Raw genomic sequence first — 23,059 nt, 5'->3', positions numbered from 1 at the left:
GCGATGACGCCGGTCCGATGCACAAGTGTGGATGAGCTTTGTTGTTCATTCCGACAAAGCCTGGGGTAACAGCTGTACGCCCAGGTAGAGGGCGAGCATGCCGTCCAGTGTCAGGGGGTCGACACCGCTGAGTTCGGCGATACGCTCCATGCGATAACGCAAACTGTTGCGATGGATGCCCAGGGCATCGGCGCACGCCTGGCTTTGGCCATCGTGTTCGCACCAACTGCGCAAGGTGGCGAGCAGTTGGCCGTTGCTGTCCTTGGCCAGGACTTTGCGCAGCGGGTTGAGCAATTCGTCCAGGGCATCATCGTTGCGATGACGCCAGAGCATCACCGGCAGGCGGTAACGGTTGAGGGTCAGCAGGCGTGACTGAGGCAGTACATCCCGGCCGTAGGCCAGCAGATCGCTGACACGTCGGTAACAACGACGCAACCCGGCCAAGCCATCGGCCTGCCCGCCCACGGCTACACGCAGGATGTTCCAGCCCTGGCCAACGAGTTTTTCCAGCAGGCGTGGGTTGTCCACCGGCACGGTTGCCGGCCGACACCACAACAGCGAGAACTGCGCCGAGCTGACACACCAACTGTCCGGGTAGCGACTGCCCAGCCAGGCACTCAAGGCCTCGGCCGATTGCCCCGGCCCCAGCTCGAACAGGTACGGCGTACGGGGCATCTGCGGCTTGAGCCCCAACTGTTGGGCTTCGTCCACCAGCCGTGGTGAGTCGCCACTGTCGGCCAGCAACAACGCGAGCAGATCATCACAGCGCTGCCGGCGCCATTGCTGTTCGGCTTGCTGGTGGCGATGGCTCACCAGCATTTCAGCGGTCATGCGCACCAGCTCGGCGTAGGTGCGCAGCCCTTCGGGTTCGCCGGTAATCCCCAGCACACCGATCAGGCGCTGGTCATGCAGCAATGGCAGGTTGATGCCCGGCTGCACCCCCTTGAGGTGCTTGGCGGTCTGGCCGTCGATTTCCACCACGCGACCATTGGCCAGCACCAGCTGCGCCCCTTCGTGGCGGGTATTGATGCGCTCCGGCTCGCCACTGCCCAGGATCAGGCCCTGGCTGTCCATGACGTTGACGTTGTAAGGCAGGATTGCCATGGTGCGATCGACAATATCCTGCGCCAGGTCATGATCCAACTCGAACATGGGGCTATTTTCCTGGAAAGCGGTTGTTCAGCGGCACAGCGCAAAGGGCGCTCGACTGTGCGCGAGCACAAAGACAGTACCCCATCACGTCACCGAGACTGTTTGGGCGATCAACGTTACCCTCGCATCGCGAAAAATCATAATAAAGAGAGAACCCCATGTCACAGAGCGCCGCTGCCACACTGGCCACCGATGACGATAAAAACGCCATCTATCAGCGCATTACCCTGCGCCTGATCCCCTTCATCTTTATCTGCTATCTGTTCAATTACCTCGACCGGGTAAACGTTGGCTTTGCCAAACTGCAGATGCTCGATGCGTTGAAATTCAGCGAAACCGTGTACGGCCTCGGTGCCGGTATCTTCTTTATCGGCTACGTGCTGTGCGGCGTACCGAGCAACCTGGCGCTGACCCGGTTCGGCCCACGGCGCTGGATTGCGCTGATGATGATCGTGTGGGGCACGCTGTCTACCTGCCTGCTGTTCGTCACCACACCGACGCACTTCTACACCCTGCGCCTGTTGACCGGTGCCGCCGAGGCCGGTTTCTTCCCGGGTGTGGTGCTGTACCTTTCGCAGTGGTTCCCGACCTTTCGCCGGGGGCGCATCATGGCGTTGTTCATGTCGGCGATCCCGGTTTCCGGCCTGCTCGGCAGCCCGTTCTCCGGCTGGATCCTCAACCACTTCGCCGCCGGTCAAGGTGGCCTGGCGGGCTGGCAATGGATGTTCCTGTTGCAGGGCATCCCCACCGTGATCCTCGGCGCCCTCGCCTACTTCCTGCTCAGCGATAACTTCGCCAACGCCAAGTGGCTCAAACCCCACGAACGTGAGGTATTGGAAGCCGACCAGGCGACCGATTTGGCGAACAAACCGAAAACCACCAGCGACTCATTGGCCGAAGTCTTCAGGAATCCGGCGATCTGGGCGTTCGGCCTGATCTACTTCTGCATCCAAAGTGGCGTCTACGCGATCAACTTCTGGCTGCCGTCGATCATCAAGAACCTGGGTTTCAGCGACAACCTGGTGATCGGCTGGCTCAGTGCCATCCCGTATTTGCTGGCGGCGGTGTTCATGCTGCTGGTGGGGCGCTCGGCCGATTTGCGTAAAGAGCGGCGCTGGCATTTGGTCGTACCGATGTTGATGGGCGCAATCGGCCTGGTGATTGCGGTGAATTTCGCCACCACGCCGGCCCTGGCGATTCTGGGCCTGACGATCGCCACCATGGGCGCCCTGACCGGCCTGCCGATGTTCTGGCCGGTGCCCACGGCAATGCTCAGCGCCGGTGCGGCGGCAGGCGGCTTGGCGCTGATCAACTCCATGGGCCAGATGGCGGGCTTTCTGAGCCCGTATATCGTCGGCTTTGTGAAAGATGCCACCGGCTCCACCGACATGGCGCTGTACCTGCTGGCGGCCGTGATTGTCGCCGGTAGCCTGTTGGCGCTGCGCATGACGCGTAGCCTCAGGACCTGAGCCGTCCATGGCTCCCACGCCTATGGATGCGTGGGAGCCACTGATCAGTAGGTCACTTGAGCGGGTTGCGGCTGAACCGGCAGCCCGTTCAAGACTCGCTGCTGATCCTCGCTGAGCGGACGGTTTTCAACCGGCGGCTTGTTTTGCAGCGTGGCGATAATCGACTCGATCAGATGGTTGGCGCCTGGGAACGCCGTCGGCTGGTTTACTGAGGACATGGAGTTTCTCCTTGGGATCATTGGATGAACACTGCCAGGCATCGGCAGTTACAGCCTGTGTGGTCTCACCGACGATTGCGTTCCCATCGGCCTTGCCCGTGCCTACAACAGGCCGCCACCGTCAATGTCGATCACGGCGCCGGTCATAAAGCCATTTTCCATGGCCAGCACATACCCCGCCGCCACTTCTTCAGCCTGCCCCACACGCCCCACTGGCAGGCCTTCGCCGGCCTTGGCGAACATCGCCAGGCGCTGTTCCTCGGCCAACCCGGCATACGCCGGTGTGTCAATCACCCCCGGGCTGACCACATTGACCCGACGTGGCGCCAACTCTTTGGCCAGTTGCTTGCCCAGCGCCTCGGTCGCCGCATTGATGCCGGTCTTGATGAACTGGCCGGGCGCCAACTTGCGCCCCAGTTGCCCCGAGGTCAGGCTGATGCTGCCGTGCTCATGCAAATACGGCAGCGCCTGCTGGATGGCGCGCAACGCGCCCCAGAGTTTCACGTTGAAATTGTCCTGGGCCTCGAGCAAATCGGTCTCGACCAGCGTCTTGGCACGCACCGACGGGCCGGACGTATACACCAGGTGATCAAAGCGCCCCACCGTCGCGAACAGACGCTGCAAGGACGCGGCGTCGGTGACGTCGACCGGTTCGCTGCGCAGATCGTTGTGCACGCCGGATGTCAGCCGACGCCCGGCCAGTACCACCTGTGCGCCACGCGCAGCGGCGGCCTTGGCGACTGCCGCACCGATCCCGCTGCTGCCACCGATCACGATGACGGTTTTACCGTTGAGGGAAGCGTTCATAGAGAAACATCCAAGGTCAGAAAGTGAGCGTTCATCTTCCTCGCTTGGCAATCCGCGAAAAATCCCGGTAAAACGACAAGATCTTTAAAGGAATTTTACAGATGAGCTCGACCCTGGACCTTGAAGTCTTTGTGCGCACCGCCGATAGCGGCAGCTTGTCGGCCGCAGCACGTGGGCTGGGCCTGACGCCGGCCGCCGCGAGCATCGCCCTCAAGCGCCTGGAGACCCGGCTTGGTGTGCGCCTGCTCGCGCGTTCCACCCGCAGCATGCGCTTGACCGAGGAAGGCCGGCGTTATCTGGACAGCGTACGGGTGGCACTGGAAGCCCTGGCGGAAGGCGAACAGGCCATCAAGCAACAGGGCCAGAGCCTGAGCGGCTTGTTGCAACTGGCGGCACCTTCGGATTTTGGGCGCAACGTGCTGCTGGGCTGGCTGGATGAGTTCAAGGTCGAACACCCGAACATCCGCTTGCAACTGCTGCTCAATGACAGCAACGCCGACCTGTTCCGCGACACCGTCGACATTGCCCTGCGCTTTGGCGTCCCCCGAGACTCAAGCCTGGTGGCGCTGCCGGTGGTACCGGGCCATCGGCGCATTGCCTGCGCCAGCCCCGACTACCTCGCGCGTCATGGCACACCGAGCCAGCCGGCGGATTTGGCGCAACACAGTGCATTGCGTTATATGCGCCGTGGGCAGGCCAATAACACCTGGTATTTTCGCCAGGGCACGCACCTGCAGGAAGTCGAGGTCACGGGCGACTATCTGAGTGACGATGGTGAAATCGTTCGGCGCTGGGCCCTGGCCGGCCATGGCATCGCCTATAAAGCCACCCTGGACATCGCCCGCGATATCCAAGCGGGGCGGCTGGTGCCGCTGCTGACCGATTGGCAAGGCGAGCCGACGCCATTCAACCTGATGTGCCCCCATCGCCTGCAAGTGTCGGAACGCGTGAAAGTGCTGCATCGTTTTCTTCAGCTACGCTGCCAGGCGTTGCTGAGTGCATGAAGAAACCTGGGCAGGGCTTGTTCCAGAGCGGTCCGGTCTGGTATTGCAGGCGCTACGTTTCAACGCCACGAGGAGCTTTCCATGATTTACCGCACACTGGGCCAGTCCGGCTTGAAGGTCAGCGCACTGACACTCGGCACCATGATGTTTGGTGAACAGACCAGCACTGAAGACTCGCTGCGCATCATCGACAAAGCCTGGGACCAAGGCATCAACTTTATCGACACGGCTGACGTGTATACCGGCGGGCGCTCCGAAGAGATCGTGGGTGAGGCCATTGCGCGTAACCGCCAGGATTGGGTGGTGGCGTCGAAAGTCGGCATCGGCCCGGCAGAAGGTTTGCCCAACCGCAGCGGGTTGAGCCGCAAGCGTATTTTCAATGCGCTGGAGGCCAGCCTGGCACGCCTGGACACCGATTACCTGGATATCTATTACCTGCACCGTGAAGACCACGACACCCCCTTGGAGGCTACGGTGTCAGCCATCGGCGATCTGATCCGCCAGGGCAAGATCCGCTACTGGGGCCTGTCCAATTATCGTGGCTGGCGCATTGCCGAGGTGATCCGGGTCGCCGAGCATCTGGGCGTGGACAAGCCGATCATCAGCCAGCCGCTGTATAACATCGTCAACCGTCAGGCCGAGGTCGAGCAACTCACGGCGGCCGCCGCCTATGGCTTGGGCGTGGTGCCTTACAGCCCGCTGGCCCGCGGTGTGCTCAGCGGCAAGTACGCCCCTGATGCACCCCCCGAAGCCGGCAGCCGCGCGGCGCGCCAGGACAAGCGCATTCTGGAAACCGAATGGCGCGTCGAGTCGCTGCGCATTGCCCAGCAGATTCAGCAATACACCCAAGGCCGGGGCGTGGGGATGGTCGAGTTTGCGATTGCCTGGGTGCTGAACCATTCGGCGGTGAGTTCGGCCATTGTCGGACCGCGTACCGAGGCGCAGTGGGATGCCTACACGGGAGCGCTGGATGTGAAGATCACGGCGCAGGATGAGGCGTTTATCGACGCGCTGGTGACGCCTGGGCATTCGTCCACACCGGGCTTCAATGATGTGGGCCATTTTGTCTCAGGGCGCATCGCCCGCTCCTGATGATCACCCCCTGTCGGCGCGCGCGGGTTTGCCGCCACCCGCCCGTGCCGCAGGCAGTGCGCAAAAAAATTCCATCAAACGCTCCAAAACAGCGCACAGCCTGCCGCTAAAAGCACCATAATCGCCTGCTCTTTGTATCCATCAGTTTTCGCGAGGACGGCGTGTCTAAAGGTGTTGCGTTATCGGTCTTGGCCTCGGTGCTGTTTGCCGTGATGTATTACTTCACATCCCTGCTGACGCCCTTGAGTGGCCTGGAGATTTTCGGCTGGCGCATGTTGCTGACCGCGCCCTGCATGACGGTGTTCATGATCGTCAGCGGCGAATGGCGCCGCGTGTGGGACGTGCTGCGGATGTTGGCGGCCAAACCACGCTTGATCGTCGGTGTGCTGCTGTCGTCGGCACTGCTGGGCGCGCAGTTGTGGCTGTTCATGTGGGCGCCGCTGAATGGGCGCAGCCTGGACGTGTCGGTGGGGTATTTCCTGCTGCCGCTGAGCATGGTGCTGACCGGGCGCCTGGTGTATGGCGAACATCTGTCGCGCCTGCAACAGATTGCCGTGGTGTTCGCCGCCATCGGCGTGCTGAACGAGTTGTATCGGGCTGGCGGGTTTTCCTGGGCGACGCTGGTGGTGGTCATCGGCTACCCGGTGTATTTCGTGGTGCGCAAGTACCTGACCACCGACCACCTGGGCGGCCTGTGGCTGGATATGGCGCTGATGCTGCCGGTGGCCTGGTGGTTCGTGCAAAGTGGCGACCAGGGTTTCGCGGTGCTCGACGCCCAGCCGAAACTGTATGCGTTGATTCCCATCCTGGGCTTGATCAGTGCCTCGGCACTGGTGAGCTACATCATCGCCAGCCGTTTGTTGGCATTCAGCCTGTTCGGGCTGCTCAGTTATGTGGAGCCGGTATTGCTGCTGGGTGTAGCGTTACTGCTGGGCGAAGGGATCAAGGACGGGCAATGGTTGACCTATATTCCGATCTGGTTGGCGGTGATGGTCCTGGTGTACGAAGGGTTCAAGCACCTGGTGCGTCAGCGTAGAGCCTGAACGCAGGCGCAGGCTGTCTGGCTGCCGGCTCAGCCGGTTCTCACCGTGGTGCTTGCAGGGCGCACCGGCGCTATCTGCTCAAGACCATCAGCCAACCCTGTCAGTACTGTTCGGGTAGTACCGTAATACCGGATCTCGCCTTGGGCTTGATCACCGAGGTTTTCCAGTTGCGCGTCCATCGTTTTCTGGTCCACGCCGAACAACTTGCCGATCCGGTTATCTCTGTTCAACTCAACCAATGTGCCGCTCCCGGGATTGGTCAATTGGGCCTCAAGGGAATGTGCCACATCCTCGGGAACCCCCAATGCCGTCAGCGCCTTGCCCAGGCCATGGCCTGGGTTTCTGAGTTGCTTGAGGAGTTCTTCGTAGAGTCCGTTCAAGTCGTTGGCGCCAACGTTGTCGAGCGCAACGCTCGTCACCGTCTGGCGGTATTGATCGAATGAAAGCAGTTGCAGCGGCTGATCATCGTTCAAAGCGTTTTTCACGAAGTAGAAACCGTCACGGGCTGCGCCATGCAGGTTTCCATAGGCGTCGTACTTATAGATAACCTCCTTGCCGTCGGTGCGCTTCCCTATGTAAGTCGCGCTGCCATCGGGCGCAAGATTGTAAAGCCGAGTACCGGTCAAACCCTTGACGGGAGCCGGTGGCACGCTGCCTGTTCCGCTCAGATACGTGAAGACATCGCCTTTGACCCGAGCGAAACTGCCCACCACTGCATTGATATCGTTATCGGCAAAGTCAACCAGCCTCTGCCTGACCCGTTCGACCTGCTGGGGCGCCCTATCGTTGGAAAAGTGCCGCACAAAACTATCCAACTCCTTTGGGTCGAGGGCCATCGTTTTAACCCAGTCGGTCAGTTCCTCGCGGTCTTTGAACTCATAGAATGCATACTGGCCCTCCTCCGGTACGTACAGCAGGAAATTGGGGCCCTCAGCCGTGACAGGCACGCGCTTGATCATCAGAATGTCATTGGCTTGAACCCCATCGACCGCGAACGTAGACACCTGCACCCCGGGTGCCCCACGCGTGCCTGGGTACACGACCGCATCCACCAGCTTCTTGCCTTCGACACTCAGGACATCATCGCGAAATGCCTCATCGGCTTCATCAATGAACCGACGGCGGGCCTGGTCACTGCGCTGCAAAGTCTGCGCTGCGGGAGCTGGATCAGGCGATTTGGATGTGACGGTGGGCGCCGGTGGGTGCCCAGGCAAAGATGCAATATTCATCAGAAAACCTCTTTAATCAGATGAAGATTTCCCTACATCGGACGCGACCGGCTACCTGCGTCACTGTCCTCTTTGTGGAGGGTCTTGCCCAACCGGTTCCGTTGTCCTGCCGGCCATGGTCAACCTATACAGCGCATACAAAAAAGCCCGGCAGGGAAGACTCCCGGCCGGGCTTTCAAGTATTGCGAACGAGTCGATCAGTCCGCCGTCAACACGCCCCGGCGCACCTGGTCACGCTCGATCGATTCGAACAGTGCCTTGAAGTTGCCCTCACCAAAGCCGTCATCGCCTTTGCGCTGGATGAATTCGAAGAACACCGGGCCCATCAGGGTTTCCGAGAAAATCTGCAGCAGCAGGCGTTTGTCGCCCTCGATCGACGAACCATCGAGCAGGATGCCGCGTGCTTGCAACTGATCCACCGGCTCGCCGTGGTTCGGCAGGCGGCCTTCGAGCATTTCGTAGTAGGTGTCCGGTGGCGCGGTCATGAAGCGCATGCCGATCTTCTTCAGCGCGTCCCAGGTCTTGACCAGGTCGTCGGTCAGGAACGCTACGTGCTGGATGCCTTCGCCGTTGAACTGCATCAGGAACTCTTCGATCTGGCCCGCGCCCTTGGACGACTCCTCGTTCAGCGGGATGCGGATCATGCCGTCCGGAGCACTCATGGCCTTGGACGTCAGGCCGGTGTATTCGCCCTTGATATCGAAGTAGCGCGCTTCACGGAAATTGAACAGTTTCTCGTAGAAGTTGGCCCAGTAGACCATGCGTCCGCGATAGACGTTGTGGGTCAGGTGGTCGATGACTTTCAAGCCCGCGCCCTGGGGGTTGCGGTCCACGCCTTCGAGGTACACGAAGTCGATGTCATAGATCGAGCTGCCTTCGCCGAAACGGTCGATCAGGTACAGCGGTGCACCGCCGATGCCCTTGATGGCAGGCAAGTTCAGCTCCATCGGGCCGGTTTCGATGTGGATCGGCTGGGCGCCCAGCTCCAGTGCGCGGTTGTAGGCTTTTTGCGAGTCCTTGACGCGAAACGCCATGCCGCAGACCGACGGGCCGTGTTCGGCCGCGAAATACGATGCAAGGCTTTCTGGTTCGTTGTTGAGGATCAGGTTGATTTCGCCCTGACGGTACAGATGGACGTTCTTGGAGCGGTGGGTCGCGACTTTGCTGAAGCCCATGATCTCGAAGATCGGCTCCAGGGTGCCAGGGGTCGGCGACGCGAATTCGATAAATTCAAAGCCCATCAGGCCCATCGGGTTTTCGTATAGATCTGCCATGATTTGGCGCCTCATCATTCTTGTGGTTAAGCGGATTTCAATTGCCGGCAAGGATGAGGTGCAACGGTGGCGCGCAGGAGAGTCCTCGCACGCTGCGGGCGAGGAAGTCACCGAAAATGAGGGGGGAGCCGAGTAGCTTCATGGTTACATCAGTCTCTGACAGCCGAGGCCTGCGTGAGCGCAAGTCCATATTCTTGTATGCGTAAATCGATTCTACACAGCGTAACCTGATTTGTCCTATTCCTTATCAAATCCCTATGCCTTGGCGGTTGCAAGAGGTTTATTGCACCGGTAGATGCCCAGCAGAATCAACACGGCGCCGACATACATCACAGGCGTCAGTCGCTCGTCGAGCAGCAGCGCACTGCTGATCACGGCGGTCAGCGGGTTAAGCGCGATAAAGGCGCCGGACCGCGTCGCGCCAATCCGACGAATACCGTCGTAATAGCCGATGTAGGCCAAGGCCGAGCCCAACACACCGAGGTAAACCAGGCTGAACCATTGAACAGGCTGGATCGCAGCCAGCCGCTGCAGCGTGAAAGCCCCCATCAGCGCACTCGTCACCGTCAGCATCAAGGTGCCCAGCAGGATTGACCAAGTGACGGTCTGCAAGGGCCCCAGGCTCTGGTTGAGGCTGCGCGAGAACAACGAATAGACGCCCCACCCCACCACGCAGCCAAAGATCAACCCATCCCCCAGCCAGGCATGGGCCGCGCCCTGCAGCAAGTTCGGGTTGCGACTGACGATCACCAGCCCCGCACCACCCAGGCACAGCAGAATGCCCGCAGCACTCCCGCGCTCCTTGAACAACAGCCAGGCCGCCAGGCCAATCACGGCCGGATTCAAGGCGACGATCAATGAGGCCCGCGAAGCATTGGTGTAATGCAAGCCATAGAAAAAGCAGAGGTTATAGAAATAGATGCCGAAAAAGCCCAACACCGCCAGCTGTAGCAATTGCCTGCGGCTGGGGCGTGCCAGGGGAACCCGCGCCACGGCCAAAAACGCCAGCAACGCCAGGCTCGCCAGCACAAAGCGCACACTTGCGGCCAGCAAAGGGTCGACGTCAGGCGCCAGGTAGCGTCCTGCAACAAAAGTGCCGCCCCAAATGACAGTCACTGCGACCAGTTTCAGGTAGGTCAGATGATCATTCATACGCGTTCAAGCTCCTCAAGGGCTGGGATGCGCGTATTCTTCGGCTAATGATCTGTCATCGTAAAATGAGTAAACGTTCATGACCCTTACCCAGCTTGAGATATTCTCTCTGGTCGCCGAGCTCCAGGGCTTCACCAGCGCAGCCCATCGTCTCGGGATCAGCCAGTCGGCCGTGTCCCATGCGATTCGGTCCCTGGAGCAGGAACTGGGCGTCGAGCTGTTGCATCGTCATCAGGCCCAAGTGGAGCTCAGCGACATCGGCCGGCAACTGCTGGGGCGGGCGCGTGCGATGCTGGGGCTGGCCAACACCCTGCGCCAGGAGGCCGCCGATGCCCGGGGCATGCGCACCGGCACCCTGCGGATCGGCTCATTCGGGCCTACCTCATCGATGCAATTGCTGCCGAAGATCCTGCAGGGTTATCGCGCCGCTCATCCGGGGGTCGAGGTGCATATCCACGAAGGCCCGGATCGGCAAGTGATCCAGTGGCTGGACGATCGGCGTATCGATGTCGGGTTCGTGGTGCTGCCCCTGGAGCGCTTTGATACCGTCCCACTGATGCAGGATCAGATGGTGGCATTGTTGCCTGCCGGACATCCCCTGGCCCAGGCCCAGGCCGTCAGCCTGGAACAACTGTGCAACGAGCCCTTTATCCTCACCGAAGCCGGCTCGTCCGAACTGGTTTCACACCTGTTCAGCAGCGCAAGGCTGAGCCCGAATGTGCGCTTTCACTGCTCGCAGTTGATCAGCACGCTGGATACCGTGGGTCGTGGAGACGGTGTGACCGTTGTCGCCGAGGCGTCTTTGCCCTCGGTATCCGACAGCCGTTACGTGACGCGCCCTCTCCGGCCCCGCGTACCGCGCGAAATCGGCCTGGCGGTACTGGACCGGCGCGAGTCATCCCCGGCGACGCTGGCGTTTATCGAATGGGCGCGCAAGGCGTTATAGCGCTGCAGATTTTATTCAGGCCCTGCAAGCATCCCTTTCAGTTGCCATCTATCCTCGGCAATGCATGCCTTTTCACTCTGTTACCGGCCATCCTCTATGCCCCTGACCGCCAAAGGTCCACGAAGCCCAACCACTCGCTACCTGATCAGCGGCCTCAGCGCATTGCTCCCCATTTTGCTGGGGGTGCCGATTCTGCATTGGCAGGCCGAACGCACCCTGCAGAAAAGCACCGAACAGACCGCCCAGGAGGCCGTGCGCCAATTCGACCTGATGCTCGATAACACCGACCTGGCCGCGCAGGCCTTGCTGCCCTTGGCCGGCCAACCCTGTGATAACGCGGTGCAATTGGCACTGCGTGAACAAGTCACCCGTCGGCCGTTTGTACGGGCGACCACCTTGTCTTTCCAGCGCAATATTTATTGCAGCTCGTTGTTTGGGAGCCATTACGAGTCACCGGTCAACCCCGAGGATTACGTTGCAGGACGGCTTTGGTTGATGAATGGCAACCCGGTCACACCCAACACCGCCCTGCTGGTGTACCGCCTTACAGACGGCGACAAAGGTGCCTTTGCCTCCATTGACGGCTATCACCTGACCAATGCCTTGCGCCTGATCAGTCGTTACGCGGGGCTGATTCTGCAGGTCGGCCCCCACTGGCTGGCGGCCGATGGCAGCGTTCACACCACGCCACCTCCGACCTTTGCCGTGGCCCATCAACATCTCGTTTCCCAGCGTTATCTCTACAGCGTGGAAGCCGGCATGCCTGACGGCGAAATCCTGCGCTACATGCAGGAACGTTACCCGGCGGTGTTCAGCCTGGTGGTGTTTTTCGGCATGCTGGCCGGCGTCCTTGCGCACTGGTTGCAAAAGCGCTCATCGGCTCCCACCCATGAGCTGCAACGCGCGCTGGGCGCCCACGAGTTCATTGCCTATTACCAGCCCGTCGTGCGTGGCGATACCCGGGAGTGGGCCGGCTGCGAAGTGCTGATGCGTTGGCAGCATCCTAAAGAGGGGCTGGTGCGGCCCGACCTGTTTATTCCGTTGGCCGAGCATTCCGGCCTGATTGTGCCGATGACCCGTGCGCTGATGCGCCAAGTCGCCGCGCAACTGGCGCCGCATGCCGCTCGCTTCGCGCCAGGCTTTCACATTGGGGTGAATATCACGGCCCGTCATTGTGAGGACCTGGCATTGGTGGAGGACTGCCGCACGTTCCTCGCCGCGTTCCCGCCAGGCCAGGTCATACTCGTGCTGGAACTGACCGAGCGTGAGTTGATCCAGCCCACCGATATCACGCGCCGCTTGTTCGAGGCGTTGCATGAACTGGGGGTGATGATTGCCATTGACGACTTCGGCACTGGCCATTCCAGCCTGGGTTATTTGCGCAACTTCAATGTCGACTACTTGAAGATAGACCAGAGTTTCGTCGCGATGATTGGCCAGGATGCACTTTCGCGGCACATTCTGGACAGCATCATCGAACTGTCCGGCAAGCTCGATCTGGGCATTGTGGCCGAAGGGGTGGAGACGACCGAGCAATGTGAGTACCTGGCGGCACAAGGTGTGGATTTTCTGCAAGGCTATCTGTTCGGCAGACCACTACCGGGTGAAGAGTTCATTAAATCGATGCGCAGCCATTGATTAGCCATCTAGTCCAGAATGAAAGAATGTTATTTAGGCAAAAGACATGATTTACTCGTGATGCATTAACTACTACAATTTTTCCTGCCTGTGTTGAACTCGCAGGAAGGCTTGTTTCTTGAGTCGCCAACACTCTTGGCTTATAGCGTTATCTTCAGTCGATATCAGCCAAATACACTATTGGAGTACAGATTTTGTCCAGACTCGCCGAATTTCGCGCAGCAGAAAAAGCCCTTCAAGAGCAGCTCGCCCAGCTGGAATCCCTGAAGAACGATGCTGGCCTGAAGAAAGAAATCGAATTCGAAGAAAAGCTCCAGGGGCTGATGAAGACTTACGGCAAAGGCCTGCGCGATATCATTGCCATCCTTGATCCGAACTTTCACAAAGGCACTGCAACTACTGCTGCCGCACCAAAACAGCGCCGCGCACGCGTGGTCAAGGTCTACCACAACCCGCACACCGGCGAGCTGATCGAAACCAAAGGCGGCAACCACCGCGGCCTTAAAGCCTGGAAAGAACAGTACGGCGCCGCCACTGTAGATTCCTGGCTGCGCGGCTGATCAAAGCGCACTAACAAAGAGCCCCGCTTATGCGGGGCTTTTTTTGCTTAACCGTTCGAAAGCGAACTTAACAACGATTTCATTGTGTTCAAAGTCGCGCGTGCAGCGCGCTTAAAGTTTCAGGCTACCGCGTACCGAATTGACCTCATCCTTGCTTGCCTCGTACACCTGAGCCTGGCCGGCAAATGAAAAAACATACGCCTTGTCGGTATCAACAGCGCCGACTAAAGTTTGCGACAGTACGTGCCGTCCATTCTCGGTAATCACGCAAGTAGTCTCCAGTGCGTCCAGGCGACTCAGTGTTGTAGGGTGCATTTTGCTGCACACGCTTTGATAGCCGCCCTGGGCAAAATCTTTCTGGATGGATTTACGCATCTCCAGCAGCACGCCTTGAAGATTAACTTTATGGCCCGCCTCTATCGGCGTAGCGGTCAGTTCCATCACCATCAAGGTCGAGCCATTTTCATCATTCTTGATCGCCCGCTGCCGGGTCACGGCCTGGGGAGTGGCGGGCGCGTCGCTATCGGGTGCGACCTCCTCGATCTGCCAGCCGCTGGGCCAATGAACCTGTGGATCAGCCGCCAGCACCCACGGGCTGCCCAACAGAAAACCCACAGCACCTAACAGCGGTTTACGAAATGCGATCATTGCAAGAAACATCCAGAATTCAAGCGTTGAAGTTTGAGCCTGAGGCCCGCAGGTCGCAAGGCCCGCGCGGGCTTTTTCATTTGGCGCACCGGGCATGGCTTGCGTATCATGACGCAGCTGCAGGGATGCTTGCCGCAAGCCAAGGAACCGCTCGGCCCCGCTGACCTCAAACGGGAGTCGAGTTTGCCCCATTTTTTTCTGGAGGGCCCATGAGCCTGCACGATCTGAACACTTTCCCAGGCGTCACCGCCCAACCTGACACCGCCACGTCCAACTTCGTGTTCAACCACACGATGCTGCGGGTCAAAGACATTACCAAGTCGCTGGATTTCTACACCCGAGTCCTGGGCTTCTCCCTGGTTGAAAAACGCGACTTCCCGGAAGCCGAATTCAGCCTGTACTTCCTGGCCCTGGTGGACAAGGCCCAGATCCCGACAGACGCCGCTGAGCGCACGCAGTGGATGAAGTCGATTCCCGGCATCCTGGAACTGACCCATAACCACGGCACCGAAAACGACGCCGATTTTGCGTACCACAATGGCAACACCGACCCACGTGGCTTTGGCCATATCTGCATCTCGGTGCCGGATATCGTCGCCGCCTGCGAACGCTTCGAAGCCTTGGGCTGTGATTTCCAGAAGCGCCTGAGCGACGGCCGCATGAAGAGCCTGGCCTTCATCAAGGACCCGGATGCCTACTGGGTCGAGATCATCCAACCCGCGCCGCTGTAAAGCTTTCACGCATAAAAAACCCCATGAGCAATCATGGGGTTTTTCGTTAATGCGCCAGGGTTCAGGCCGGAGCGGAGGTACGGATCAGGTGATCGAACGCGCTCAGTGAAGCCTTGGCGCCCTCGCCGACCGCAATCACGATCTGCTTGTACGGCACAGTGGTCACGTCGCCGGCGGCGAACACGCCCGGCAGTGAGGTTTCGCCACGGGCATCGACGATGATCTCGCCACGCGGTGTCAGTTCCACGGTGCCTTTGAGCCAGTCGGTGTTCGGCAGCAAGCCGATCTGCACAAAGATACCTTCCAGGTCGATGGTCTTGAACTCACCGCTGTCGCGATCCTTGTACGCAAGGCCGGTCACTTTCTGGCCATCACCTTTGACTTCGCTGGTCAGCGCGCTGGTGATCACGTCAACGTTCGGCAGGCTGTAAAGCTTGCGTTGCAATACGGCGTCGGCGCGCAGCTTGCTGTCGAACTCAAGCAAGGTGACATGGCTGACGATGCCGGCCAGGTCGATGGCCGCTTCAACGCCGGAGTTACCGCCGCCGATCACCGCCACGCGCTTGCCTTTGAACAACGGGCCATCGCAGTGCGGGCAGAAGCACACGCCTTTGGCCTTGTATTCCTGCTCGCCTGGTACGCCCATTTCACGCCAGCGGGCACCGGTGGCCAGAATCACGGTCTTGGACTTGAGGACCGCACCGCTTTCAAAACGGATTTCGTGCAAGTCACCGGCAGTTTTCGCCGGGATCAAGCTGCTGGCGCGCTGCAGGTTCATGATGTCCACGTCGTACTGACGCACGTGGGCTTCCAGGGCACTTGCCAGTTTCGGCCCTTCGGTTTCCTGCACCGAGATGAAGTTCTCGATGGACATGGTATCCAGTACCTGCCCGCCGAAACGTTCAGCGGCCACACCCGTACGGATGCCTTTACGGGCCGCGTAGATGGCGGCGGACGAACCGGCTGGGCCGCCGCCGACGACCAGCACATCAAACGCGTCTTTGGCGCTGATTTTCTCGGCAGCTTTTTCGGCGCCGCTGGTGTCGAGCTTGGCCAGGATCTCTTCCAGGCCCATGCGCCCTTGGCCAAAATTCACCCCATTGAGGTAGACACTGGGCACCGCCATGATCTGGCGTTCATCGACCTCAGCCTGGAACAGCGCACCGTCAATAGCGACGTGACGGATGTTCGGGTTGAGCACGGCCATCAGGTTCAGCGCCTGGACCACGTCCGGGCAGTTCTGGCAGGACAGCGAGAAGTAAGTCTCGAAGCTGAACTCGCCTTTGAGGGCGCGGATCTGTTCAATCACTTCGACACTGGCCTTCGACGGGTGGCCACCGACTTGCAGCAGGGCCAGCACCAACGAAGTGAATTCATGGCCCATCGGAATACCGGCGAAACGCAGGCTGATGTCGGCACCCGGGCGGTTGATGGAGAACGACGGCTTGCGCGCATCATTGCCATCGGTTTTCAGGGTAATCAGCGTAGTGAGGCTGGTTACATCCTGCAAAAGAGCAAGCATTTCCTGGGATTTCGCGCCGTCGTCGAGGGAGGCGACGATCTCGATCGGCTGGGTGACCCGTTCCAGGTATGACTTCAACTGAGCTTTAAGATTGGCGTCCAACATACGGGCGATTTCCTATTAATTCGGTTTATTGCAGACAAAAAAACGCCCGAGCGAATCTCGCCCGGGCGTTTTGAGGGGCGGTTGCAGCTTACTGAGTAGGTGCGGAAACCCGCCCTTGATACTTCACAGACTTAGATCTTGCCGACCAGGTCCAGGGACGGAGCCAGGGTGGCCTCGCCTTCTTTCCACTTGGCTGGGCACACTTCGCCTGGGTGGGCAGCAACGTACTGGGCCGCCTTGATTTTGCGCAGCAGCTCGGAAGCGTCACGGCCAACACCGCCGTCGTTCAGTTCAACGATCTTGATCTGACCTTCCGGGTTGATCACGAAAGTACCGCGGTCCGCCAGGCCGGCTTCTTCGATCAGTACGTCGAAGTTGCGCGAGATGGTCAGGGTTGGGTCGCCGATCATGGTGTACTGGATTTTGCCGATGGCTGGCGAAGTGTTGTGCCAGGCAGCGTGGGCAAAGTGGGTGTCGGTGGAGACGCTGTAGATCTCAACGCCCAGCTTCTGGAATTCGGCGTAGTTGTCGGCCAGGTCTTCCAGTTCGGTTGGGCAAACGAAGGTGAAGTCGGCTGGGTAGAAGAACACTACCGACCATTTGCCTTTCAGGTCAGCGTCGGTCACATCTACGAAGCTGCCGTTTTTGAATGCGGTGGCTTTGAACGGTTTTACTTGGCTGTTGATGATAGGCATCGTTGACTCTCCGTCAGGGGTTAAGAAGTTGATGAAGTGAATCCTACCCACTCTCTCGTTCGATGGCTCATTGGCAAACCTCATGCTGACGATTGCTTTTGCCTATCAGGCGGCCATATCAATAGAAGAAATCTCAAAGCAACGCTGACGTCGCCAAGGTCATGCCGAGAAAAGGCGTCGACTCAACATAGCGCATGGCCGATTTCATGTCGCTCCAGCCGACGTAACTCATCAATGACTTCAAGTCCCAACCGCTGCGATGCGCCCAGGTCGCGAAACCCCGGCGCAAGGAGTGGCTGGTATAGGCGTCGGCGGCAATGCCCGCACGTTCCAGGGCCTGGCGCAGTAGCGGGATCACACTGTTAGGGTGCAGCCCCTCCTCGCCCAGGTTGCCCCAGCGGTCTATGCCCCGAAACACCGGGCCGGCCACCAAGACCGAGGCGCTCAGCCATTCACTGTAGGCCTGCACCGGGCACAGGCGTAGCAACGCCGGCGTCTGGTAGGTCTTGCCAAGGTTTTCCCGGTCGCTCTTGCTGCGCGGCAGATACAGGCTGATGCCCGCTCCCGGCACCGCGTGCACGTGCTGGATTTGCAGGCGACACAATTCATCGCTGCGAAACCCGCGCCAGAACCCGAGCAGGATCAGCGCCGTGTCGCGCTTGGCGCGCAGTAAACGTGGCAGGTCCTGAGCCTCGCTCGCCCGCTTCGCCTCGGCCTCAAGGGCGGCAATCACCTGCTCAAGCTGCTTGAGTTGCAACGGTTCGGCCTGTTTTTCCCGCGCGGGATGCACGGCGCGAATACCTTTGAGCACCTTGCGCACCACCGGCGCCTTGGTGGGGTCGGCAAAACCCTGGCTGGTATGCCACTGCGCCAGCGCCGAGAGGCGCAGCTTCAAGGTGTTCACCGCCAGCACTCCGGCATGGGCCACCAGGTACCGGGCGACGCTGTCGCTGGTGGCCGGCAGGAACCCACCCCAGCTGACTTCGAAGTGTTCGATGGCGGCACGATAACTGCGCCGCGTGTTATCGCGGGTTGCGGCGTTGAGGTAACGGTCCAGATCGCTCATGAGGTGCCTATTTGACGACTGCTTGTACTGCTGCGGCGCGTTTCAGGGATCAAAACGGTATTCACACGGGATAATACGCCAATATCCCATCTGTTGAATCGTGAATTTAAACAACGTTTTGTTCGTGATATAGTACGTAAATACATACCACGTACCACATTATCAAATCGACGGAGACCCTATGGCTCGCGGCGGCATAAACAAAGCAGTTGTGCAGACGGCACGCCTGGCCATCCTGGCCCGCGGCGAAAACCCCAGCATTGATGCGGTACGCATCGAAATGGGCAATACCGGCTCGAAAACCACGATTCATCGCTATTTGAAGGAGTTGGATGAAAGCGAAACCCGCCTGGCCATTACCCAAGCCCCTCTGGATGATGAACTGAGCGAACTGGTCGCACGCCTGGCGCAACGCCTTAAAGAGAAAGCCCAGGAGCCCATCGACCTGGCCCAGGCACAATTCGAACAGCACAAAGCCGCCCTGCTCACCCAGCTCGAAACCCTTGAACAAGCGCACAGCCAGCTCCAACAACAATTCGATATCCAGGGTGCCGCCCTCGCCGAAGAAAGTGCCGCCCTGCAAACCGCCAGCACCAGCTTGCAGACCGAACAAACCCGCAATGCGGGCCTCAGCCAGGCGTGCAGCGACTACGAATTGAGGCTCAACGACAAGGACGAGCAGATTCGCTCATTGGAAGACAAGCACCTGCATGCACGGGATGCCCTTGAGCACTACCGCAACGCGGTCAAGGAACAGCGTGAGCAGGAACAGCGGCGCCATGAAGGCCAACTGCAGCAACTCCAGGCAGAACTGCGTCAGGCCCAGCAGAGCGCCCTGGTGCGCCAGGATGAAATCACTCAACTGCATCGCGACAATGAACGGCTACTGATCGAGCACAGGGTCACGATGAAGGAGCTGGCCGCCCAGCAGGAGCAAAACCGCCAGGAGCAGGCCCAGCAACTCAAGCTGAGCGAACAGCTCAGCCTGATCGAAAGCGAACGCACCCTGCTGCAAGAACGCTTGCGGGTGGCGCTGCTGGAAAGCCAGTCACGCCAGCAGGCGCTCAGTGAATGTCAGCACGCGCAAAAAACCCTGGAACTGGACCTGCTGAAGGCCCAGGCCAGCATCGAGGCGTTGCAGTTGGCGGCCACCCTTGCGGCGGCACCCGAAGCAACGCCCGACGCCTGATCAATCCGCCACAGGCGTGCGCATGGTGACGAATTCTTCCGCCGCCGTGGGGTGCACGCCGATGGTCTCGTCGAAATGCCGTTTGGTCGCGCCCGCCTTGAGCGCAATCGCCAGGCCCTGGACGATCTCGCCGGCGTCCGGCCCCACCATGTGACAGCCCAGGACTTTGTCGGTGTCGGCGTCGACGACCAGCTTCATCAGGGTTTTCTCCTGGCAATCGGTCAGCGTCAATTTCATTGGCCGGAAGCGGCTTTCGAAGATCTGCACCCTGTGGCCGTTCTTCTTCGCCTCTTCTTCGGTCAGGCCGACGGTACCGATATTCGGCAGGCTGAACACCGCGGTCGGGATCATCGCGTAATCCACCGCACGGTACTGCTCCGGCTTGAACAGTCGACGTGCCACCGCCATGCCTTCGGCCAAAGCAACCGGAGTCAATTGCACGCGACCAATCACATCGCCGATTGCCAGGATCGAAGGCTCGGCGGTCTGGTACAGCTCGTCCACCTCGACGAAACCCCGCTCATCCAAGCGGACGCCGGTATTTTCCAACCCCAGGTTGTCCAGCATCGGCCGGCGGCCGGTGGCGTAGAACACGCAATCGGCTTCCAACACGCGACCATCTTTCAGCGTGGCCTTGAGGCTGCCATCGGCTTGCTTGTCGATGCGCTCGATGTCGGCATTGAATTGCAGGTCCAGGCCGCGCTTGGTCAGTTCTTCCTGCAGGTGCTTGCGCACCGCGCCATCAAACCCACGCAAGAACAGGTCGCCGCGATAAAGCAGCGTGGTCTGCGCGCCCAGGCCATGGAAAATGCCCGCGAATTCAACGGCGATATAGCCCCCGCCTACCACCAGCACGCGCTTGGGCAGCTCCTTGAGGAAAAAGGCTTCATTGGAGCCGATGGCGTGTTCGCGTCCGGGAATGTCCGGAATCTGCGGCCAGCCGCCCGTGGCGATCAGAATATGCTTGGCGGTGAAACGCTCACCATTGATCTCCACCTGATGCGGGTCCACCAGGCGCGCATGCCCTTCATGCAAGGTCACGCCGCTGTTGACCAGCAGGTTGCGATAGATGCCATTGAGGCGGTTGATTTCACGGTCCTTGTTGGCGATCAAGGTCGCCCAATCAAAGTTCGCTTCACCCAGCGACCAGCCGAAACCACTGGCTTGCTCAAAGTCTTCGGCGAAATGCGCGCCATAGACCAACAGCTTTTTCGGCACACAGCCGACGTTCACGCAGGTACCGCCCAGGTAGCGACTTTCCGCGACGGCCACCTTGGCGCCAAAACCCGCAGCAAAACGTGCTGCGCGGACGCCACCGGAACCGGCGCCAATTACATACAGGTCAAAATCGTAGGCCATTTCACTCTCCTCGGCAGGACATCAGCATACCGACTTACATGGGGCTGAAAAACGAAAAAGCCACCCGAAGGTGGCTTTCTCTTGAAACGGGCGGGCTTGCGTGAATCAGTAAGCCTTGCCGGTTTTGTAGAAGTGCTCGTAGCAGAAGTTGGTTGCTTCGATATAACCCTCGGCACCACCGCAGTCAAAACGCTGGCCTTTGAATTTGTAGGCAATGACGCAACCGTCTTTGGCTTGCTTCAACAGGGCATCGGTGATCTGGATTTCACCGCCCTTGCCCGGCTCGGTTTCTTCGATCAACTTGAAGATATCCGGAGTCAGGATATAACGACCGATAATCGCCAGGTTCGACGGAGCATCTTCCGGTGCTGGTTTTTCAACCATGTCACGTACGCGGATCAGACCATCACCGATGTCGTCGCCGGCGATGACGCCGTACTTGTTGGTTTGATCCGGATCCACTTCCATGACCGCAACGATGGTGCAACGGTACTTCTGGTACAGCTTGACCATCTGGGTCAGTACGCCGTCGCCTTCCAGGTTCACACACAGGTCATCCGCCAGTACCACGGCGAAAGGTTCGTCACCAATCAGTGGGCGACCGGTCAGGATGGCGTGACCCAAGCCTTTCATCTGGGTCTGACGGGTGTAGGAGAACGAGCACTCGTCGAGCAGTTTACGGATACCAACCAGGTATTTTTCCTTGTCGGTGCCCTTGATCTGGTTTTCCAGCTCGTAGCTGATGTCGAAGTGGTCTTCCAGCGCGCGTTTGCCACGGCCGGTCACGATGGAGATTTCGTTCAGGCCGGCATCCAGTGCTTCTTCCACGCCGTACTGAATCAGTGGCTTGTTCACCACCGGCAGCATCTCTTTGGGCATGGCTTTGGTCGCTGGCAGGAAGCGAGTGCCGTAACCGGCTGCTGGGAACAAGCATTTCTTGATCATATGAGTCCTTACAAAGGGCTATGCGTACGGAATTCGGCGCAGTCTAATCAGGCCGCAGCCACCTTACAATGGGTCCTGCTGGCGTTGCGATGTCATCTAAGAGAAAAAATGTCGACGTAAGTTCCGCTAATCCTACGAAGAGCCTCACCAACAGCACACTAAAACAGCCAACGCGCCCACTTTTCGAGGCGCTGCAACCTTTTTAGCACGCTTTTCGACACTGGGCACTGACCTGCAACAACTTGCGCTGGACGGCAGCATTTGGCGCTATGATGGCGCCCTTGAACCCGAATACGAGAGACATAGATGTCAGAACCAAAAGGCGTTAACGGCTATCTGATCACCCAGCGAGCAGACGGCTGGCACCTGATCAACTTCCATGGCGACAGCGTCGCCGGTACATTTGCGACCGAGCGCGAAGCGATCCAGGTTGCCGAAGTGTTTGTGGATGAGGCCGGTCACGCGTCGAGCAAAAAGCCGAAGGGCAAATAAGCCTCGCCTACTTGCACACAAAGCCCCGTTCAACGGGGCTTTTTTTGTGTTTGTCTGTACCTAGGTGGCAGTTAGCTATAATCTGCTGCCAACGCCCCACGACAGTGTCAGCGCTCCTCCAACACCCTCGACGACGACCCCACTATGAACAAATTCCTGGCACTGATTGCGGTACTGGCGCTGGCCGGCTGTACGACCACCTCCGATACCTACCTGAAAAACGGCGAACAAGGCTTGACCATCGATTGTTCGGGCGAGGCCAACTCCTGGGCCAGTTGCTACGAGAAAGCGGACGCCTCCTGCGCAGGCACCGGTTACCGCATCGTCGGCACCGAAGGCACGCCTTCCTTGAACGAAAGCGACAAGACCCTGGGCAAAGACGTGGGCAACTTCAAAAGCCGCAGCGTCGTGGTCGTGTGCAAATAAGCGGCGCGACTACAGGTGAACTTCGGCGAACTTGATGCCCAAACCGCGCAATATCTCGATCAGGTCATCCAGTCGCGGGAATGACTCGACTTCATCCTGTTCGTCGACCAGGAAGTAACTGCGCCCCCCGCTTTTCTTGAAGAACACAATCCACTCACCCAGGTCGGCAGGATTCTGGATAACGTGGGTAGCCGAAATCTGGCCCTCGGCGTAGCGGGCCTTGACGTGTTCACGCTTCATGACAGGCTTTCCAAAAAAAGACAAATGCCGCGCAGGCCCAAGGGCTTGAGCGGCATT

Annotated in this window: 24 protein-coding genes; 11 read left to right on the top strand and 13 right to left on the bottom strand. The window is 59.4% G+C overall.

Annotated elements, in window-relative coordinates; all coding sequences use genetic code 11:
* Window positions 1-45: 45 nt before the first annotated feature.
* Entirely contained in the window at window positions 46-1,152 is a 1,107-nt protein-coding gene (locus C9383_RS23640) for a sugar diacid recognition domain-containing protein (RefSeq protein WP_090370986.1), read from the bottom strand.
* 158 nt (window positions 1,153-1,310) lie between these two features.
* On the opposite strand from C9383_RS23640, the gene C9383_RS23635 reads away from it, so the two are divergent.
* A complete protein-coding gene (locus tag C9383_RS23635) occupies window positions 1,311-2,621 on the top strand; it encodes an MFS transporter (protein ID WP_060752985.1) in 1,311 nt (436 codons plus the stop codon).
* A 44-nt stretch (window positions 2,622-2,665) separates the two neighbouring features.
* Here the strand turns inward: C9383_RS23635 and C9383_RS28240 are convergent, their stop codons facing one another.
* Window positions 2,666-2,839, bottom strand: coding sequence for a hypothetical protein (locus C9383_RS28240; protein ID WP_158510680.1), 174 nt, complete (start codon window positions 2,837-2,839; stop codon window positions 2,666-2,668).
* Window positions 2,840-2,941: 102 nt separating this feature from the next.
* Window positions 2,942-3,646, bottom strand: coding sequence for an SDR family oxidoreductase (locus C9383_RS23630; protein ID WP_090370984.1), 705 nt, complete (start codon window positions 3,644-3,646; stop codon window positions 2,942-2,944).
* A gap of 101 nt (window positions 3,647-3,747) precedes the next feature.
* Here C9383_RS23630 and C9383_RS23625 point away from each other — a divergent pair, with 101 nt between their 5' ends.
* The 3 genes from C9383_RS23625 (at window position 3,748) to rarD (ending at window position 6,785) form a co-directional block, all read left to right on the top strand.
* The gene (locus C9383_RS23625) at window positions 3,748-4,650 is read left to right on the top strand and encodes a LysR family transcriptional regulator (RefSeq protein ID WP_090370982.1); all 903 of its coding nucleotides are present in this window, start codon (window positions 3,748-3,750) and stop codon (window positions 4,648-4,650) included.
* A gap of 81 nt (window positions 4,651-4,731) precedes the next feature.
* A complete protein-coding gene (locus C9383_RS23620) occupies window positions 4,732-5,742 on the top strand; it encodes an aldo/keto reductase (protein ID WP_090370980.1) in 1,011 nt (336 codons plus the stop codon).
* A gap of 161 nt (window positions 5,743-5,903) precedes the next feature.
* Complete coding sequence (gene rarD / locus C9383_RS23615) at window positions 5,904-6,785, top strand: EamA family transporter RarD (protein ID WP_060752981.1); 882 nt, start codon at window positions 5,904-5,906, stop codon at window positions 6,783-6,785.
* Window positions 6,786-6,814: 29 nt separating this feature from the next.
* Here the strand turns inward: rarD and C9383_RS23610 are convergent, their stop codons facing one another.
* The 3 genes from C9383_RS23610 to C9383_RS23600 form a co-directional block, all read right to left on the bottom strand.
* Window positions 6,815-8,014, bottom strand: a complete 1,200-nt coding sequence (locus C9383_RS23610; RefSeq protein ID WP_235863262.1) for a dermonecrotic toxin domain-containing protein — start codon at window positions 8,012-8,014, stop codon at window positions 6,815-6,817.
* Between the two features lie 197 nt (window positions 8,015-8,211).
* Window positions 8,212-9,288, bottom strand: a complete 1,077-nt coding sequence (gene hppD / locus C9383_RS23605; RefSeq protein ID WP_060752980.1) for a 4-hydroxyphenylpyruvate dioxygenase — start codon at window positions 9,286-9,288, stop codon at window positions 8,212-8,214.
* 255 nt (window positions 9,289-9,543) lie between these two features.
* A complete protein-coding gene (locus C9383_RS23600) occupies window positions 9,544-10,440 on the bottom strand; it encodes a DMT family transporter (RefSeq protein ID WP_090370977.1) in 897 nt (298 codons plus the stop codon).
* A gap of 79 nt (window positions 10,441-10,519) precedes the next feature.
* Here C9383_RS23600 and C9383_RS23595 point away from each other — a divergent pair, with 79 nt between their 5' ends.
* The 3 genes from C9383_RS23595 to C9383_RS23585 all read left to right on the top strand — a co-directional run bounded on the left by C9383_RS23595 (window position 10,520) and on the right by C9383_RS23585 (window position 13,584).
* Complete coding sequence (locus tag C9383_RS23595) at window positions 10,520-11,386, top strand: LysR family transcriptional regulator (protein ID WP_090370975.1); 867 nt, start codon at window positions 10,520-10,522, stop codon at window positions 11,384-11,386.
* Between the two features lie 96 nt (window positions 11,387-11,482).
* Window positions 11,483-13,024, top strand: coding sequence for an EAL domain-containing protein (locus tag C9383_RS23590; protein WP_090370974.1), 1,542 nt, complete (start codon window positions 11,483-11,485; stop codon window positions 13,022-13,024).
* Window positions 13,025-13,218: 194 nt separating this feature from the next.
* Window positions 13,219-13,584 (top strand): histone-like nucleoid-structuring protein, MvaT/MvaU family, encoded by a 366-nt coding sequence (locus C9383_RS23585; RefSeq protein WP_060752976.1) that lies wholly within the window; start codon window positions 13,219-13,221, stop codon window positions 13,582-13,584.
* Between the two features lie 111 nt (window positions 13,585-13,695).
* On the opposite strand, the gene C9383_RS23580 is transcribed toward C9383_RS23585, so the two are convergent.
* Window positions 13,696-14,232, bottom strand: a complete 537-nt coding sequence (locus tag C9383_RS23580; protein ID WP_060753306.1) for a DUF4946 domain-containing protein — start codon at window positions 14,230-14,232, stop codon at window positions 13,696-13,698.
* Window positions 14,233-14,441: 209 nt separating this feature from the next.
* Here C9383_RS23580 and gloA point away from each other — a divergent pair, with 209 nt between their 5' ends.
* Entirely contained in the window at window positions 14,442-14,963 is a 522-nt protein-coding gene (gloA, locus tag C9383_RS23575; protein ID WP_060752975.1) for a lactoylglutathione lyase, read from the top strand.
* A gap of 61 nt (window positions 14,964-15,024) precedes the next feature.
* On the opposite strand, the gene ahpF is transcribed toward gloA, so the two are convergent.
* The 3 genes from ahpF to C9383_RS23560 all read right to left on the bottom strand — a co-directional run bounded on the left by ahpF (window position 15,025) and on the right by C9383_RS23560 (window position 18,351).
* Window positions 15,025-16,590 carry an alkyl hydroperoxide reductase subunit F gene (gene ahpF, locus C9383_RS23570; RefSeq protein WP_060752974.1) on the bottom strand — a complete coding sequence of 522 codons (1,566 nt, stop codon included), beginning with the start codon at window positions 16,588-16,590 and terminating at the stop codon, window positions 15,025-15,027.
* Window positions 16,591-16,721: 131 nt separating this feature from the next.
* Complete coding sequence (gene ahpC / locus C9383_RS23565; RefSeq protein ID WP_003191303.1) at window positions 16,722-17,285, bottom strand: alkyl hydroperoxide reductase subunit C; 564 nt, start codon at window positions 17,283-17,285, stop codon at window positions 16,722-16,724.
* Between the two features lie 133 nt (window positions 17,286-17,418).
* Window positions 17,419-18,351 carry a site-specific integrase gene (locus C9383_RS23560; protein ID WP_090370972.1) on the bottom strand — a complete coding sequence of 311 codons (933 nt, stop codon included), beginning with the start codon at window positions 18,349-18,351 and terminating at the stop codon, window positions 17,419-17,421.
* Window positions 18,352-18,532: 181 nt separating this feature from the next.
* On the opposite strand from C9383_RS23560, the gene C9383_RS23555 reads away from it, so the two are divergent.
* Window positions 18,533-19,540, top strand: a complete 1,008-nt coding sequence (locus C9383_RS23555) for a DNA-binding protein (protein ID WP_090370970.1) — start codon at window positions 18,533-18,535, stop codon at window positions 19,538-19,540.
* Here C9383_RS23555 and gorA read toward each other — a convergent pair whose 3' ends face one another.
* Window positions 19,541-20,899, bottom strand: coding sequence for a glutathione-disulfide reductase (gene gorA, locus C9383_RS23550; RefSeq protein WP_090370968.1), 1,359 nt, complete (start codon window positions 20,897-20,899; stop codon window positions 19,541-19,543).
* A gap of 105 nt (window positions 20,900-21,004) precedes the next feature.
* Window positions 21,005-21,844 (bottom strand): UTP--glucose-1-phosphate uridylyltransferase GalU, encoded by an 840-nt coding sequence (galU, locus tag C9383_RS23545; protein ID WP_060752970.1) that lies wholly within the window; start codon window positions 21,842-21,844, stop codon window positions 21,005-21,007.
* A gap of 306 nt (window positions 21,845-22,150) precedes the next feature.
* On the opposite strand from galU, the gene C9383_RS23540 reads away from it, so the two are divergent.
* On the top strand, window positions 22,151-22,336 hold the full coding sequence (locus C9383_RS23540; RefSeq protein ID WP_060752969.1) for a hypothetical protein: 186 nt from the start codon (window positions 22,151-22,153) through the stop codon (window positions 22,334-22,336).
* A gap of 144 nt (window positions 22,337-22,480) precedes the next feature.
* Window positions 22,481-22,762 (top strand): hypothetical protein, encoded by a 282-nt coding sequence (locus tag C9383_RS23535; RefSeq protein WP_060752968.1) that lies wholly within the window; start codon window positions 22,481-22,483, stop codon window positions 22,760-22,762.
* A gap of 9 nt (window positions 22,763-22,771) precedes the next feature.
* Here C9383_RS23535 and C9383_RS23530 read toward each other — a convergent pair whose 3' ends face one another.
* On the bottom strand, window positions 22,772-23,002 hold the full coding sequence (locus tag C9383_RS23530; RefSeq protein ID WP_060752967.1) for a hypothetical protein: 231 nt from the start codon (window positions 23,000-23,002) through the stop codon (window positions 22,772-22,774).
* Between the last annotated feature and the right edge of the window lie 57 nt (window positions 23,003-23,059).

The organism is Pseudomonas palleroniana (assembly GCF_003031675.1).
In the GTDB taxonomy this organism is placed as follows: Bacteria; Pseudomonadota; Gammaproteobacteria; order Pseudomonadales; family Pseudomonadaceae; genus Aquipseudomonas; species Aquipseudomonas palleroniana.
The sequence above is the reverse complement of the archived record's forward strand: the minus strand, read 5'-3'. Positions and strand labels throughout refer to the sequence as shown.

What these genes read in the sequence shown, in the direction of transcription:
- C9383_RS23640 (WP_090370986.1), bottom strand. Translation starts at nt 1,152, where the DNA reads ATGTTCGAGTTGGATCATGACCTGGCGCAGGATATTGTCGATCGCACC.
- C9383_RS23635 (WP_060752985.1), top strand. Translation starts at nt 1,311, where the DNA reads ATGTCACAGAGCGCCGCTGCCACACTGGCCACCGATGACGATAAAAAC.
- C9383_RS28240 (WP_158510680.1), bottom strand. Translation starts at nt 2,839, where the DNA reads ATGTCCTCAGTAAACCAGCCGACGGCGTTCCCAGGCGCCAACCATCTG.
- C9383_RS23630 (WP_090370984.1), bottom strand. Translation starts at nt 3,646, where the DNA reads ATGAACGCTTCCCTCAACGGTAAAACCGTCATCGTGATCGGTGGCAGC.
- C9383_RS23625 (WP_090370982.1), top strand. Translation starts at nt 3,748, where the DNA reads ATGAGCTCGACCCTGGACCTTGAAGTCTTTGTGCGCACCGCCGATAGC.
- C9383_RS23620 (WP_090370980.1), top strand. Translation starts at nt 4,732, where the DNA reads ATGATTTACCGCACACTGGGCCAGTCCGGCTTGAAGGTCAGCGCACTG.
- C9383_RS23610 (WP_235863262.1), bottom strand. Translation starts at nt 8,014, where the DNA reads ATGAATATTGCATCTTTGCCTGGGCACCCACCGGCGCCCACCGTCACA.
- hppD (WP_060752980.1), bottom strand. Translation starts at nt 9,288, where the DNA reads ATGGCAGATCTATACGAAAACCCGATGGGCCTGATGGGCTTTGAATTT.
- C9383_RS23600 (WP_090370977.1), bottom strand. Translation starts at nt 10,440, where the DNA reads ATGAATGATCATCTGACCTACCTGAAACTGGTCGCAGTGACTGTCATT.
- C9383_RS23595 (WP_090370975.1), top strand. Translation starts at nt 10,520, where the DNA reads ATGACCCTTACCCAGCTTGAGATATTCTCTCTGGTCGCCGAGCTCCAG.
- C9383_RS23590 (WP_090370974.1), top strand. Translation starts at nt 11,483, where the DNA reads ATGCCCCTGACCGCCAAAGGTCCACGAAGCCCAACCACTCGCTACCTG.
- C9383_RS23580 (WP_060753306.1), bottom strand. Translation starts at nt 14,232, where the DNA reads ATGATCGCATTTCGTAAACCGCTGTTAGGTGCTGTGGGTTTTCTGTTG.
- gloA (WP_060752975.1), top strand. Translation starts at nt 14,442, where the DNA reads ATGAGCCTGCACGATCTGAACACTTTCCCAGGCGTCACCGCCCAACCT.
- ahpF (WP_060752974.1), bottom strand. Translation starts at nt 16,590, where the DNA reads ATGTTGGACGCCAATCTTAAAGCTCAGTTGAAGTCATACCTGGAACGG.
- ahpC (WP_003191303.1), bottom strand. Translation starts at nt 17,285, where the DNA reads ATGCCTATCATCAACAGCCAAGTAAAACCGTTCAAAGCCACCGCATTC.
- C9383_RS23560 (WP_090370972.1), bottom strand. Translation starts at nt 18,351, where the DNA reads ATGAGCGATCTGGACCGTTACCTCAACGCCGCAACCCGCGATAACACG.
- C9383_RS23555 (WP_090370970.1), top strand. Translation starts at nt 18,533, where the DNA reads ATGGCTCGCGGCGGCATAAACAAAGCAGTTGTGCAGACGGCACGCCTG.
- gorA (WP_090370968.1), bottom strand. Translation starts at nt 20,899, where the DNA reads ATGGCCTACGATTTTGACCTGTATGTAATTGGCGCCGGTTCCGGTGGC.
- galU (WP_060752970.1), bottom strand. Translation starts at nt 21,844, where the DNA reads ATGATCAAGAAATGCTTGTTCCCAGCAGCCGGTTACGGCACTCGCTTC.
- C9383_RS23540 (WP_060752969.1), top strand. Translation starts at nt 22,151, where the DNA reads ATGTCAGAACCAAAAGGCGTTAACGGCTATCTGATCACCCAGCGAGCA.
- C9383_RS23535 (WP_060752968.1), top strand. Translation starts at nt 22,481, where the DNA reads ATGAACAAATTCCTGGCACTGATTGCGGTACTGGCGCTGGCCGGCTGT.
- C9383_RS23530 (WP_060752967.1), bottom strand. Translation starts at nt 23,002, where the DNA reads ATGAAGCGTGAACACGTCAAGGCCCGCTACGCCGAGGGCCAGATTTCG.